General features: G+C 54.2%; 12 protein-coding genes. 8 read left to right on the top strand and 4 right to left on the bottom strand.

Features of this window, described 5'->3' with window-relative positions; genetic code table 11:
* Positions 1–151 precede the first annotated feature (151 nt).
* A complete protein-coding gene (gene tesB / locus PS2015_RS01640) occupies positions 152–1,024 on the top strand; it encodes an acyl-CoA thioesterase II (RefSeq protein ID WP_058020532.1) in 873 nt (290 codons plus the stop codon).
* A gap of 1 nt (position 1,025) precedes the next feature.
* Here the strand turns inward: tesB and dinB are convergent, their stop codons facing one another.
* A complete protein-coding gene (gene dinB / locus PS2015_RS01635) occupies positions 1,026–2,093 on the bottom strand; it encodes a DNA polymerase IV (protein ID WP_335338264.1) in 1,068 nt (355 codons plus the stop codon).
* Positions 2,094–2,143: 50 nt separating this feature from the next.
* On the opposite strand from dinB, the gene pepQ reads away from it, so the two are divergent.
* Positions 2,144–3,496, top strand: coding sequence for a Xaa-Pro dipeptidase (gene pepQ, locus PS2015_RS01630; protein ID WP_058020530.1), 1,353 nt, complete (start codon positions 2,144–2,146; stop codon positions 3,494–3,496).
* A gap of 11 nt (positions 3,497–3,507) precedes the next feature.
* Here the strand turns inward: pepQ and waaA are convergent, their stop codons facing one another.
* Positions 3,508–4,797, bottom strand: coding sequence for a lipid IV(A) 3-deoxy-D-manno-octulosonic acid transferase (gene waaA, locus PS2015_RS01625; RefSeq protein ID WP_058020529.1), 1,290 nt, complete (start codon positions 4,795–4,797; stop codon positions 3,508–3,510).
* A 106-nt stretch (positions 4,798–4,903) separates the two neighbouring features.
* On the opposite strand from waaA, the gene corA reads away from it, so the two are divergent.
* Genes corA through PS2015_RS01610 form a run of 3 tightly spaced genes read left to right on the top strand, consistent with a single transcriptional unit; the run spans position 4,904 to position 7,996 of the window.
* The gene (corA, locus tag PS2015_RS01620) at positions 4,904–5,998 is read left to right on the top strand and encodes a magnesium/cobalt transporter CorA (RefSeq protein WP_058023086.1); all 1,095 of its coding nucleotides are present in this window, start codon (positions 4,904–4,906) and stop codon (positions 5,996–5,998) included.
* Positions 5,967–7,214 carry an NAD(P)/FAD-dependent oxidoreductase gene (locus PS2015_RS01615; protein WP_058020528.1) on the top strand — a complete coding sequence of 416 codons (1,248 nt, stop codon included), beginning with the start codon at positions 5,967–5,969 and terminating at the stop codon, positions 7,212–7,214. Before corA ends, PS2015_RS01615 begins: the two co-directional genes overlap by 32 nt.
* Positions 7,211–7,996, top strand: coding sequence for an aldo/keto reductase (locus PS2015_RS01610; RefSeq protein ID WP_058020527.1), 786 nt, complete (start codon positions 7,211–7,213; stop codon positions 7,994–7,996). The genes PS2015_RS01615 and PS2015_RS01610 overlap by 4 nt, the downstream gene beginning before the upstream one ends.
* A gap of 18 nt (positions 7,997–8,014) precedes the next feature.
* On the opposite strand, the gene sppA is transcribed toward PS2015_RS01610, so the two are convergent.
* Entirely contained in the window at positions 8,015–9,883 is a 1,869-nt protein-coding gene (gene sppA, locus PS2015_RS01605) for a signal peptide peptidase SppA (protein WP_058020526.1), read from the bottom strand.
* A gap of 116 nt (positions 9,884–9,999) precedes the next feature.
* Here sppA and wrbA point away from each other — a divergent pair, with 116 nt between their 5' ends.
* Positions 10,000–10,599, top strand: coding sequence for an NAD(P)H:quinone oxidoreductase (gene wrbA, locus PS2015_RS01600; protein ID WP_058020525.1), 600 nt, complete (start codon positions 10,000–10,002; stop codon positions 10,597–10,599).
* Here wrbA and tal read toward each other — a convergent pair.
* Positions 10,583–11,530 carry a transaldolase gene (tal, locus tag PS2015_RS01595; RefSeq protein WP_058020524.1) on the bottom strand — a complete coding sequence of 316 codons (948 nt, stop codon included), beginning with the start codon at positions 11,528–11,530 and terminating at the stop codon, positions 10,583–10,585. The two genes, wrbA and tal, sit on opposite strands and share 17 nt — an antisense overlap.
* A 240-nt stretch (positions 11,531–11,770) precedes the next feature.
* Between tal and PS2015_RS01590 the strand changes: the two genes are divergently transcribed.
* Together PS2015_RS01590 and PS2015_RS01585 are read left to right on the top strand one after the other, a co-directional pair.
* On the top strand, positions 11,771–12,526 hold the full coding sequence (locus PS2015_RS01590) for a hypothetical protein (RefSeq protein WP_156412628.1): 756 nt from the start codon (positions 11,771–11,773) through the stop codon (positions 12,524–12,526).
* Entirely contained in the window at positions 12,520–13,614 is a 1,095-nt protein-coding gene (locus PS2015_RS01585; RefSeq protein ID WP_058020522.1) for a hypothetical protein, read from the top strand. Before PS2015_RS01590 ends, PS2015_RS01585 begins: the two co-directional genes overlap by 7 nt.
* Positions 13,615–13,706 lie beyond the last annotated feature (92 nt).

Raw genomic sequence — 13,706 nt, 5'->3', positions numbered from 1 at the left:
TCCTGTCGTTGTTATTGTAATGTCGCCCGAATAATACGCCGAGCCGTCAATCGGGTAAAGCCGCTGCGACACGGTATCAGATAAAGGTATCGGATAAGACGTCGCGAGCTGCTAAACTTAGCGCTGAACCGGACTGCCAGGTAAATCTAATATGGACGCGCAAGAAAACGACAATCTGCAACAGGTGATGAGCCACCTGGAACTGGAAAAGCTGGACGAAAATCTATACCGCACCACATCCTCTAACGAGGGGTGGTTTCGGGTATACGGCGGGCAGGTTTTGGCGCAGGCTCTGTTAAGCGCCACCCATACAGTGCCGGACGATCGTCATGTTCATTCATTACACGCCTATTTTCTGCGCCCCGGAGATCTGAAACACCCCATCATTTATCAGGTCGACCGCATCCGCGACGGACGCAGCTTTACGACCCGCCGGATTGTTGCCATCCAGCATGGCAAAGCGATTCTGAATATGTCAGCCTCTTTCCAGATACCGGAAGAGGGGCTTTCACATCAGATTGACATGCCCGACGTGCCGCCGCCGGAAGACTGCGCAGACCGCAAGCAGATGGCTGAACGCTTTCGAGGCCAGATCTCGGAGGACCTGCTGGAGCGCTTCTCAAGACAGTTTGCGGTGGATCTGCGCCATGTGGACATCAACAGCCTGTTTGACAACACACCCAAAGCACCCAGCACCAGCGTCTGGTTTCGCCTGAACACGAAGTTGCCAGCGAACTACCCGCTGCATGCTCACCTGCTGGCATACGCATCAGATATGACTCTGCTGCAGACCTCTCTGCGTCCGCACGGACAAAGCCTGTTCGATCCCAAACTGCAGATTGCCAGCCTGGACCACACCATGTGGTTCCATCGTCCGTTCCGCATGGATGAGTGGTTGCTGTACTCGCAAGACAGTCCTTCTTCTTCACAGGCGCGCGGTTTTAACCGGGGCAATATTTTCTCGCGGGACGGCACACTGGTGGCCTCTGTGTGCCAGGAAGGCTTGATTCGCCTGCGCGGTTAGACTACTCAAGAGTCAGGCTTAGCTGATCGGCGCCCACTGCGGACGAACGCGGCCTGAGCCGCACACCCAGCCCGACCAGCCGCACCGGGAGCTGATAGCGCTGCCAGGCCTGCTCCATCAGCGCCGGAAAATTCTCCGGCGCCATGTCCCGGCCCGCCTGCTCTGCCGTCGTTGAAGCAAAATTGTTGAATTTCAGTTTCACGAAACACCCGGCAACCTGATACTTGTCGGCCAGGCCCTGCCACCGTTTCAGCATCTGCTCATAAAGACTGCTGATCTGGTCAAGGCATTCCGGCAAACCCGGCAGGTCAACGGCGTAGGTATTTTCCACACTCAAGGATTTACGCTGCCGCTCAACCTTCACCTCGCGATCATCAATTCCCCGAGCCAGCAGATACAACCGCTGACCAAAACTGCCAAATTGCGCCTGCAATGCGGCCTGACTGTAAGCACGCAGGTCTTCACAGGTAATGACGCCCATTGCATGCAAACGTGAGGCCGTCACCTTGCCCACACCAAACAGCTTGCTCACCGGTAATTGCCGCACAAACTCATCAACCTGCGCCGGCCTTATGACATACTGGCCGTCCGGCTTGTTCCAGTCGCTGGCGATTTTAGCCAGGAATTTATTGGGCGCAATACCCGCTGACAGGGTGATTCCCAGGGTATCGCGCACCCGATCGCGGATCTGCTGAGCCATCAGCGTCGCGCTGCCCTGGCAAGCGCCTGACTGACTGACATCCAGATAGGCTTCATCCAGGGAAAGAGGCTCAATCAGGTCAGTGTAATCGCGAAACACGGCCTGTACTTGCCGGGAAACCTGTCTGTATTTATCCATCCGGGGAGGCACCACCAACAGTTCAGGGCATCGCCTTAAGGCCGTTGCTGTCGGCATTGCCGAATGAATACCAAATTGCCGTGCTTCGTAATTGCAGGTGGCCACTACGCCGCGGCGCTCGCTGGCACCACCAACGGCCAGTGGCCTGCCACGAAGCTGCGGATTGTCACGCATTTCAATGGCCGCGTAAAAACAATCGCAATCACAATGGATAATTTTCCGAACCGGTATCGCCGTCATAAGCTGTTGTTCAGGCAGGTTTCGGCGTATTATCTCACAGCATGAGTGCTGAGCGATTATTTGCCGATCATTTGAATCACCTGCTGACTGAGTATGCTTCAGCTCTGCAGGCTTGCGACTTCGCAGACCAGCCCGTGCTTGTTGGCAGCGGTATTTCCCATAGCTACTACGCTGATGATCTGGCCATACCATTCAGAGCATGGGGTCACTTTCTACGCTGGCTGCCGGTGGACAGACCCGATCAATTTGTTTTATTCAGGCATGGAAAGAAACCGGTATTCTTCGCAGTTATCCCTCAGGACTTCTGGCATGACCAGAGTCTGGAACTGCCGGGCTGGTGGGCCGATCTGTATGACATCCGGATTCTCCCTGACAAACATCAGTTAGAAGCACAGCTCAAGACGCTGATCCCTGACCATCAACTGCTTTTCCTGGGCGAGGATGTCAACCTGGCCGCCGCACTGGGTGCCCGGCCCGGGCATGTTAACCCGGCCTCTTTGATCGCCTACCTTGATTACTACCGGGCCTATAAAACCCGCTACGAGGTGCAGCGTATTGCCGATGCCAATGCCCTGGCGCTGACCGGGCACCAGGCCGCTCACGAAGCCTTCCTGGATGGCAAGGATGAGTTTGGCATCCATATGGCCTATCTGACAGCCTGCCGCGCGCTGGATCATGAATTGCCGTACCCCAGTATCGTGGGCGTCAATGAACATGCAGCTATCCTGCATTACCAGCTCAAGAAGCGCCGGTCAGCTGCTGTCGATCCTGCGTTGAATAAGGCTCTGCTGATTGATGCCGGTTGCCGCAGTTTTGCCTACTGCTCCGATATAACCCGAACCTGGGTGCGGCCCGGCGTACATGAGGTATTTGCAGCCCTGTTGTCCGGCATGCAGAAACTGCAGCGAAATATTATCCGCACAATCGCCGTCGGCCAATCCTACGTCCAGTTACATGAAGCGACTCATGAATCCCTGGCGGAGTTACTGATAGAGTCCGGAATTGCCGTAGGCTCATCCCGGGAATTGCTTGAAGAGGAGGTAACAAGCGCCTTTCTGCCGCACGGCCTGGGACATTTTCTGGGTCTTCAGGTGCACGACTGCGGCGGACGTCTGGCATCGCCTGACGGCACGACAAAACAGCCACCCTCCCGCTATCCGGCGCTAAGAACAACGCGCACTCTGGAAAATGGCATGGTATTTACCATAGAGCCCGGGCTCTATTTCATCCCGGCATTGCTGGACAAACTCAGGACCGGGCGACGCCAGGCATTGCTGAACTGGACTCTGATCGAAGAGCTGTTGCCGCTGGGCGGCATACGCATTGAAGACAATATCTGGCTAAACGAGGGCACAGCACACAACCTTACATTAAAGCCGCTGCTGTCAGCTTGAATTCTGGCTACTCAGCAAGTCGGCAAGAATGATACCGCCAGTTTATAGATTCGCTCTAATGCCCCCTGATTATCAATAATCGCCTGCCGCCCCGCCGCCCCCATCCGGTCGCGTTGTCCAGCGTCACGCAGCAGAATCAGCACGAATTCTGCCAGTTTTTCCTCATCGGCCACCGTCTGCAATGCACCACGCTCTTCCAGCTGCTCGCAGATGGTCTGAAAATTATACTGAGACGGCCCGGTTACAACAGGCAAGCCAAGCGCGGCCGGCTCCAGCACATTCTGGCAGCCAGTATTGACCAGGCTGCCACCGACAAATGCGAGCTGAGCAAGACCGAGATAAACCAGCAACTCTCCCATACTGTCGCCCAGAAACACATGGGTATCAGCCGTCACAGTCTGCTTGCTGCTACGCCGGACAATCGTATAGCCGGCATGTTCAAACAAGCGTGCCGCCGAGTTGAAACGCTCTGGATGACGCGGCACCAGAATCAGCAAGACCTCCGGCAGTTCCGCTTGAATAATCCGGAAAGCGCTCAGCACTTTTTCATCTTCACCCTCACGGGTGCTGGCTGCAATCCAGATTGGCCGCTCGCCTTCAATGCGCTCGCGCATCGCCGCCACTTTTTCGCTCAGGTCGGGCGGTAAGCCGATATCAAATTTGATACTGCCAGTGATCTTGATATTCTCATCACTGACGCCCAGTTTACGGAAGCGTTCAGCATCAGACTCTGCCTGTGCGGCAATCAGATCTATCTGCTGCAGCATCGGCTTGCCCAGGCCTGCGAACTTCAGATAACCACGGTAAGACTTCTCCGACAGGCGGGCATTGGCCACCATGATGCTGGCACCATTGGCTTTGCTGTAATGAACCAGATTAGGCCAAAGCTCCGTTTCCACCAGAATGACCAGCGCCGGATGAAATGTGCGCAGAAAGCGCTTCACTGCGCCGCCGTAATCATAAGGTGCATAAACGTGACAGACATCTGACCCAAAGAGAGAATGAATACGCTCTGAGCCTGTAGGCGTCATGGTAGTGACCACGACACCCCAGTCGGGCCTTTCCTCACGCAGTTTGAGAACCAGGGGCGAAATAGCCACCGTCTCGCCGACCGAGGCGGCATGCACCCAGATCCACTGCCGCTCCTTTCTGCCGGAAGCTGCACTAGCCACAAACCCCAGCCGCTCACCCCATCGCCGGGCATAGGCCGGTGCCGGCAAAAAGAGGGCGCGCCACAGTAATCGCAGCACAATAAATGGCAACAACAGATAAAACGCAAAATTATAGACTGACCTGTTCACCCAGATATCCTTTCCTGTATCGCTATGTGTCCTGTTTTACATGGAACGCACTCTGCGTGCTAACATAGCCTTCATCCTTGGCGTTGTCGAGACAGCACTGATACTTATGGCTAAACCTCACCACCCGCATCGCTCCGCCAGACTCATCAAAAAGCGCGGCAAAAAGCCGGGAGCAGCACCAGGCACGCTGATTCATGTCGGTGAAGTCAGTGGGGTTGATACCACCATTGATCTCATCCACTACGACGCCTCTCATCTGGACGAGCGCAACTCACTGGATGTCAGCCAGTGTCGTCATGAGAGCAATGTCGGCCAGACTGCCTGGTATAACATTACCGGCCTGCACAATGCCGAGATCATCCGCAGCATAGGCAATCTCTTCCAGCTCCATCCTCTGGTGCAGGAAGATATCCTGAACACCGATCACCGCCCCAAGATAGAGGTACACGATACCTACCTGTATGTTGTGATCAAGATGCTGCAGTTCGACCATTCACACAGAACGGTGCAGATGGAGCAGGTCAGCCTCATTATTGGCGACGACTACGTCCTGTCCTTTCAGGAGCGAGTCGGTGATGTGTTTGACGGAGTACGGGAACGTCTGCGCCACGGACACGGACGACGCATTCGCCAGCTCGGGCCTGATTACCTGGCTTATGCCCTGATTGATGCCGTGGTCGATAACTATTTTGTGTTGCTGGAAAACCTTGGTGATGCCATTGAAGATCTGGAAGCCGAACTGCTGATCCGGCCAACACCAGACACCCTGAACCAGATACATCACTACAAACGTGAGATGTTACTGTTACGCAAAGCTGTCTGGCCATTGCGTGAAGTACTGAGCAGCCTAAGCCGTGATGAGAACGTCATACTCAGTCAGGACATCCGCGTCTACCTGCGCGACGTTTACGACCACACCATTCATATTATCGACAACATCGAAACACTGCGCGACCTGTTGAGTGGCATGCTGGATTTATACATGTCCAGTGTCAGTCAACGCATGAATGAGATCATGAAAGTACTGACCCTTTTTGCCAGCATCTTTATGCCGCTGACCTTTATCGTCGGTGTTTACGGCATGAACTTTGATTACATGCCGGAACTCAGATGGCATTGGGGCTATCCCTCCATCATGGCTTTCATGCTGGCTACCGGCGTGGGTCTTTTTGCTTATTTCCGTTGGCGAAAATGGTGGTAAGCCAGTGCTGAAACTGTCTACTCAGGTCGCTATTATTGGCGGCGGCATTGCCGGTCTGTGGCTTCTGAACAGGCTCTGTCAGGCGGGCTATGATGCGGTTCTGCTTGAAAAAAGCGCGCTGGGCAGCGGACAGACACTGGCCTCGCAAGGCATCATTCACGGCGGACTGAAATATGCGTTAAACGGTGTTCTGAGCCCCGCCAGCAGCGCCATTGCCGATATGCCCAAACGCTGGCGTGCGTGCCTGAACGGTCAGGGCGACATTGACCTTAGAGGCACCACATTGCTCTCGCCGGATTTTTATATGTGGTCAGGTGGCTCACTCAGATCGCGTTTTAAAACCTTCCTGGGCAGCAAAGCACTGCAGGGTCGCATCGATGTCGTTGCGCCAGATGATTATCCGGCGTTTTTTAAATTCACTCCGAACCATCGACTGACTGGAACCCTTTATCAGCTCTCGGATTTTGTTATCGACACACCTTCTTTAATCAGCAAGCTGGCCAGGCCATGGCAGAAACGCATACTACAATGTCCCGATTTGCAGCTGAGCAGCGATGGCATTATATTCACGTCAACTGAAGGCAGGACGCACCTGCATACCGATAGAATAGTGCTGACCGCAGGTGCCGGTAACGAAGCCCTGAATCATCAGTGGCAGCAGGTCACACACTCAACCTTACCCGCCATGCAGCGCCGGTCGCTGCACATGGTTACAGTCAGTACAGATCACCCTCTGCCCCCATACTTACATTGCATCGGTGACGATTTTGGCATGACGCCGGAACTCACCCTGACGGCACACCCGCAACAAAACGCCGACCAGAAAAAATGGATCTGGTATCTGGGTGGCGAACTGGCCGAATCCGGTGTCGGGCTCCAGCCGCAGACACAGCAACAACGCGCACTCCAGGTACTTGAACAACGCTTCCCATGGGTTGACCTGCAGCAGGCCGAGGTAAAAAGTTTCATGATAGATCGGGCTGAGCCAGCAACGGCTGACCGACAACGACCGGATAGCGCATATGTGTCCGAGTCTGGCCGTGTAATTGTGTGCTGGCCAACCAAACTGACGCTGTGCCCGGATCTGGGTGACAGTGTCATGGCTAGTATCTCTGAATCAGTGCAAGCGTCCGGCCACGTGCCGGATGCTTCCCCCCTGCATGATCTTCTGCCGCAGGCTGAAGTCGGTATTGCCCCCTGGAGCACTGAAACATGAGCCTGCAACGACCACTGGCCAAACGGCCGCTGGGGGATAGCGGCATACTTGTATCCTGCCTGGGTCTTGGCACAGTCAAAATTGGCCGCAATCAAAGCGTCAAGTATCCCAGTCACTTCATGCTGCCAGACGACAGTCAGGTAAGGGAACTGCTTGCGTGTGCCAAAGGGTCTGGCATTAACCTGCTGGATACGGCACCCGCCTACGGCAGCAGTGAAACTCGCCTCGGCGAACTTATGGAGAACCGGCATGATTGGATCATCTGCACCAAGACCGGCGAAGAGTTCGACAAGGGGCTGTCATACTTTGATTTCAGCGCCAGGCACACCCGTTTCAGCGTTGAACGCAGCCTGCAGCGACTGCGGACTGACTACCTGGATATTGTTCTTATTCACTCCGACGGCAATGATCTGACTATCATCGAGCAGACTGACTGTTTTGAAACCCTGGCACGCCTGAAATCCGAGGGGAAAATTCGTGCCTATGGCCTGTCCGGCAAAACGCTGGCCGGCGGCCTGCGTGCATTGGAGGTCGCCGATGTTGTGATGGTCACTTACAACCCACAGGAGAAATCAGAGCGAGCGGTTATCACTCAGGCTCACGCCAGCAACAAGGGCGTGCTGATCAAAAAAGCGCTGGCCAGCGGTCACATGCCTGAAAGTCTCGACAGGCCGGATCCAATCCACTTCAGTCTGAGCGAACCCGGTGTCAGCAGCGTTGTGATCGGCACTATCAATACAACTCATCTTGAGGATAACGTTCGCCGCGCCACCGCTCTATAGACGTATATTATTTGCCAGTCAGTAAACGGACAGGCACTGCTCACAAATCATCAGCGCGCGCAGACGACCCGTATCAACATTGGGCGGCAGCAGCAAACTCAGCACAGAACGCCATTGTTGACGCTGTGCCGTCGGCATCGCAGCCAAACCGCTCTGCAAGCTCAGACTGTCAAGTGATCGCAATTCCGGCAAGTTCAGCATCGCCAGCACCTGGCTGCTTCCCAGGCCCTGCAGCATTTGCAGCAATAATTGCTCACCAAAACCTAAAGGGCGCTGAAGATAAATGCGCTGATATTCGTCCAGCCCCGCCAGTTGTGCAGCCGATGCCAGAGCCTGGTCCAGATCGCCCAGCTCATCAATCAGCCCAAGCTGTAGCGCCTGCTCACCGCTGTAAACCCGTCCCCCGGCGAGCGCTTCAACTTCGGCGCGGGGCAATTGACGACCATCAGCCACCAGATTCAGAAACCGCTCATAGGTGTCATCAATATTAGCCTGCAATATCCGCCGCATGGTCTCATTGAGCCCACTCAACGGATCACCACCGCGAGATAGCGCTGTTGTGCCCACGCCATCGACACCAACACCCAACTCAGCCAGGGCATCTTCAAAAGTAGGAATTACGCCTATCACACCAATGGAGCCGGTAATAGTCGATGGCGACGCCCAGATCTGATCCGCATTGGCGGAAATCCAGTAGCCGCCTGATGCCGCCGTACCGCCCATGGAAACGACCAGTGGTTTTCCTGCCTGCTGAAGTTCTGTCAATGCCGCGCGGATCTCTTCAGATGCCAGTGCCGACCCACCGGGTGAATCAACGCGCAAAACCACTGCTTTGATATCAGCGTCCGCCTGGGCCCGTCGGATCAGCGTCACCAGCGAGTCAGCGCCCGCCATACCGGGTGCCTGCTCACCGGGCATAATCGTGCCCTGTACAACAATGACACCGACCTGATCCACCGCAGGCACAGGCGACCCATTAGTTGCCAGCAGATAATCAAGATAATGAATCTGGTTGAAGCTTCCGTTGTCGGCACCCGCAACCGCGGCAACCGAACGACGGAAGCTGTTAACACTGGCAATATTATCAATCAGACCCTGTTCGAACGCCGCGCGAGCCATATTGCCGCCGGCCGACTCCAGCAGTTCGGCAAAATTATCGGCATAGGCCTGCAACTGCGCCGCCGACAACTCTCGATTAGTCGCAACCCTGTCAAGGTAGCGACTCCACAAATTGTCTACCAGGCGCTGATTGTCACCTCGAGCTTCTTCTGAAAGATCCATCCGCGTATAAGGTTCTGCCGCCGATTTAAACTCACCGGCACGGAAGACACTTACATTGATATGCAGCCGATCCAGCAGGTCGCGGAAGAATAGCTGGCTGCCGCCAAAGCCGGTCAGCATCAGGCTCCCCATTGGATGCAGGTCAATTTCGTCTGCATAGGAAACCAGGGCATACTGCGCTTGTGTGAAGTATTCGCCATAGGCGAACACCGGTTTGCCACTGTCCCTGAATTGCTGAAGGCCGTCACCCAGCATCTCCAGTTGTGCGGGGCTGGCCGCCAACAGGTCACTGACATCAATGACCAGAGCTGTGATTCGGGGATCAGTACTGGCAAGGCGCAGGGAATCCAGTAAGTCAGGAATCAGGCTGTTAGATGGCACTCCGGCACCAAACAGCAGATCTGCTGGAACCGCGCTATCCACCTGCTCGGATAACACGCCCGATGGCGTCCAGACCAGCGCCGCCTGTGAAGGAACCGTTACCGTGGCCGGACCGGAGAACAGGATCAGCAGCAAAAGAACCATGACCAGTAAAAACAGCAAACGGCCAATCCAGTTGCGCGCCCCGTCTATAAAACGTCCTATTGCTGAAAACAGCCTTCCCATTCTGTCTCTCCAGTCAATTAATCAAATTACTTGATCTGTTCGTTTAGAAAAATACGTCATTCATCGATTCAGCAAACCTTATCCTGTGCACATCATTCAACAGGAGGTTCAGATTCATGACAAAAGTTCTGGTGCTTTATCATTCAATGTACGGGCACGTCGAAACCATGGCCAATGCTGTGGCGTCCGGCGCTGCCGATGTAGACGGCGTTGAGGTTACCATCAAACGCGTACCGGAAACCATGCCAGGCGATGCTTTCACGGCAGCCGGCGGCAAGTCTGATCAGCAGGCCGATGTGGCTACACCGGCAGAATTGGCAGATTACGACGCCATCATCCTGGGTGTTCCTACTCGTTTTGGCAACATGTCCGGTCAGATGAGAACTTTTCTGGACCAGACCGGTGGCTTGTGGGCCAAAGGCACTCTGGCCGGCAAGGTCGCCAGCGTTTTCACGTCTACCGGCACGGGCGGCGGCCAGGAAATGACCATTACATCGACCTGGACCACTCTGGCACACCACGGCATGACAATCGTACCGCTGGGTTATACCACGCCAGAGCAGTTTGATATCTCAAAGGTCAGCGGTGGAACTCCCTACGGCGCCTCAACTATCGCCGGCGGTGACGGTTCACGTCAGCCCGATGAACGCGAACTCGCGATTGCCCGGCATCAGGGCAAACGCGTCGCCGAAATCGCCGTCAAATTGACTGCCTGAGCAAGGTTCGCAAGGCCAGATAGTCCGCATGAAACTTACGGATGCCCTCTGACAGCTTATCGCTGGCCATGGCATCCTCGTTCAACTGCCAGCGAAAATCCGACTCACTGAGCGAACTGCGCGCATCTTCACTGGACTGATCAACGCTCAGTTGTTGCACCAATTCACCGTGATCCGATTCAAGCTGCTCCAGCAATGCGGGTGAAATGGTCAGTCGGTCACATCCCGCCAGCGCTTCGATTTCACCGATATTTCGAAAGCTGGCCCCCATCACAATTGTGTTATAAGCATTGGCTTTGTAATAGCGATAAATCCGTCGCACCGACTGCACGCCAGGATCATCTTCAGAGCTGTAGTTTTTGCCGGTTGCAGCTTTGTACCAGTCCAGAATACGGCCCACAAACGGAGAAATCAGAAATACCCCTGCATCTGCGCAGGCCACGGCCTGGTTGAAACCAAACAGCAGGGTCAGATTACACTTGATACCTTCCGCCTCAAGTCTTTTGGCAGCCTGAATTCCTTCCCAGGTAGCGGCGATTTTGACGAGAATGCGCGAAGTGTCAACGCCCGCATCATCGTACAGCTCAAGCAAGCGATGGGCTTTTCTGAACGTCGCGTCCGTATCGAATGACAGACAGGCATCTGCTTCGGTGGAGACATAACCTGGCACCGTCTCGGTAATCTTCTGCCCAAAATTGACCGCCAGCTTATCCATGGCGGCATCCAGCTGAATGTCGGATCCGCCCACTTGCTGGCGCCCGAAGTTCAATGCGTCGGAGACCAGATCAGCGTATTCGGCCTGCTTTGCGGCATTCAGAATCAGCGACGGATTGGTGGTTGCGTCTTGCGGCGCGAAACGGCGGATACTGGCAAAATCACCCGTGTCAGCCACTACCGTCGTCATTTGTTTGAGCGCGTCAAGCTTGTTCATTAGCGTATTCCGTCGTTAGTATCAGCAGGCTTTTAAACTAGACCATGCCCCCCATGACGTCAACGGCCGCCATGTGGCATTTCTCTGTAATATTCCTGTTACAAATATGCCATACCATACTAGGCAGACCCTTAACTTGGCGAGTTGTTACCTGTGCCCTGGATTATATCGTGGTCGCATCATACCAGGCTGGCCGCCATCACTATGCTTGTCGGTTCGGCGTGCCTCATTAGCTGGTGGTTGACTTCACCCCAGGTAAAAGCGATTTCCCTGCACAATTACTACGACTATAGCTGCATACCTGCTGATGTTAGTACGGCCGCGCCAACGCTGAGTCTGCTGATGGTAACCCCGACCCGAGCGATCGACGTTGCTGAATCTCTATGCCTGTCCGACGCAGTAAGCAAACACTACGGTAGAGTGAATGTGTCATGGAAACCACGCACTCAACTCGATGCCTCAGACCTGATCAATGAGCGCTACGATCTGATCTGGAATCGGGAACATTTCCTGCGAGGCCTGCAGCCTGATTTTGCGACATACTACGAAAGCCTTCTGCATTTTGATAACTACCGGGTGTTCTGGCTGAGCCTGAAAAGCGCACCGGTGATGTCTGCCGAGTATTTTCAGAACAAACGTGTCGGCTTGCTCGACGACCCCAGCAGCCATACTCACCACGTCTTGCCGCTGACCTCCCTGCGTCTGCATCAAATCCCTGAATCGGTGTATTCAATAATCTACTTCAATGATGCATCAGCCTTGTATCACAGCTTCCTGAACGGAGATATCGATCTGATTTCGGGTGGTGCCACCATGTTCCCTGCTGAACAGATCTATACAGCCAAACTGACTGATAACGCAACGGCAGCCACATTTTTCATCCGCCGCGCTCTGCAGAATCAGTCGATACGTTGTGAGTTGATAAATGCCTTGAGCATGCTCGAGTCTCTCTGGCACGGTATAGAATCACATCCGGAAAAGACGGCGGAATGTTGAGCCGCTACCACCGCCCCATCAAGGCTGTTATTTGCTGGCTGGCACTATCGGCGCTGCTAATTCTGCTCAGCCTGTGGTCAACGATGAGCAGTATCAATCGTCAGACTCAACAAGAATTGTTACTCCAGATTCCTCAAAGGCTCGATGACGCTCTGCGCTACAGCCTCTCTGACCAGGACGTCATCCGTACCATTACCCGTCTTGTTAACGACGACCTGCAGACTTTGGATATCGGCGGTAGATTTCCGGTCATTCACCAATGCCGCCTTGGTTTGCTTGATATCAACGAACAAACCAGCAAGCAACCCGACACTGGACTGCTTACCGTCCAAAACCTCACAATTGAATGGCTGAGGAATGGCATACAGCAGCACGCCACCTTCAACCTTCGGTGCGAGCCTGCCATACGGCCACTTTTGCTGGTGAACGGTGGCGCCGCTCTGCTTGCAGTGCTTGCCATTTTTTCACTACCTCTGCCGTTAAGCGGCACAGAGCGCAGTTTTCTGGCACAAATGTACAAGCTGGGACTTAAACATCACCAAGCCAGGCGGCTCATTCAAAGCGCATCTCCCTTGAATCGCACACAGCAACTGCGTCTGGAGTTGGCTCTTTCACGCTCTGACACGGGAGAACTGTCCATCAGCACGCTGACTGATATATTGAATGCACCTGCCAACATTGTATTCAACCATAAAGCTCACAGCGTAACGGCCCATGGCATTACGATTGTTTTGAGTAAAACACCTTATTTCTACTACGCATTATATGCCCAGCGCAGAAAGCAAGAACGCGGTGGCTGGATCCTGAATCCCGCCAATGACCGGCCGGATCTTACAAATACTCCCCAATTACTGTCATTGATGAGCCGCTACAATGGCCATCAGAAGGCCATTAACGATCTGCGTGATCATGGCTTGCGAGCCAAGATACTGGACCAGAACCGGAACAAAATAAAAGACGAAATAGTTACAGCTCTCGGCGAAGAACTGGCCAGTGAGTTTTTGTTCGAGACACAGCGTGACGAGCGAACCGGACGTCATCGTTACCGACTGAAATGTCCTGCCAGCCGGATTTCAATACCATCCTGATCGAACTCAATACGCTGATTTATAAGTATTTTATTTTCTGAGATATCTCGTTTCTGCAAAAAACATCTTATTCACAGCTTCGTCACAGAGCC

It is taken from the genome of Pseudohongiella spirulinae, assembly GCF_001444425.1.
GTDB classification, from domain to species: domain Bacteria; phylum Pseudomonadota; class Gammaproteobacteria; order Pseudomonadales; family Pseudohongiellaceae; genus Pseudohongiella; species Pseudohongiella spirulinae.
Note: the sequence above shows the minus strand (reverse complement) of the source record. Positions and strands in the feature narration are given on the sequence as shown.

Excerpts from the sequence above, each read along its gene's own strand:
- pepQ (WP_058020530.1), top strand. The coding sequence starts at position 2,144 with ATGAGTGCTGAGCGATTATTTGCCGATCATTTGAATCACCTGCTGACT.
- PS2015_RS01585 (WP_058020522.1), top strand. The coding sequence starts at position 12,520 with ATGTTGAGCCGCTACCACCGCCCCATCAAGGCTGTTATTTGCTGGCTG.
- tal (WP_058020524.1), bottom strand. The coding sequence starts at position 11,530 with ATGAACAAGCTTGACGCGCTCAAACAAATGACGACGGTAGTGGCTGAC.
- wrbA (WP_058020525.1), top strand. The coding sequence starts at position 10,000 with ATGACAAAAGTTCTGGTGCTTTATCATTCAATGTACGGGCACGTCGAA.
- corA (WP_058023086.1), top strand. The coding sequence starts at position 4,904 with ATGGCTAAACCTCACCACCCGCATCGCTCCGCCAGACTCATCAAAAAG.
- PS2015_RS01610 (WP_058020527.1), top strand. The coding sequence starts at position 7,211 with ATGAGCCTGCAACGACCACTGGCCAAACGGCCGCTGGGGGATAGCGGC.
- sppA (WP_058020526.1), bottom strand. The coding sequence starts at position 9,883 with ATGGGAAGGCTGTTTTCAGCAATAGGACGTTTTATAGACGGGGCGCGC.
- tesB (WP_058020532.1), top strand. The coding sequence starts at position 152 with ATGGACGCGCAAGAAAACGACAATCTGCAACAGGTGATGAGCCACCTG.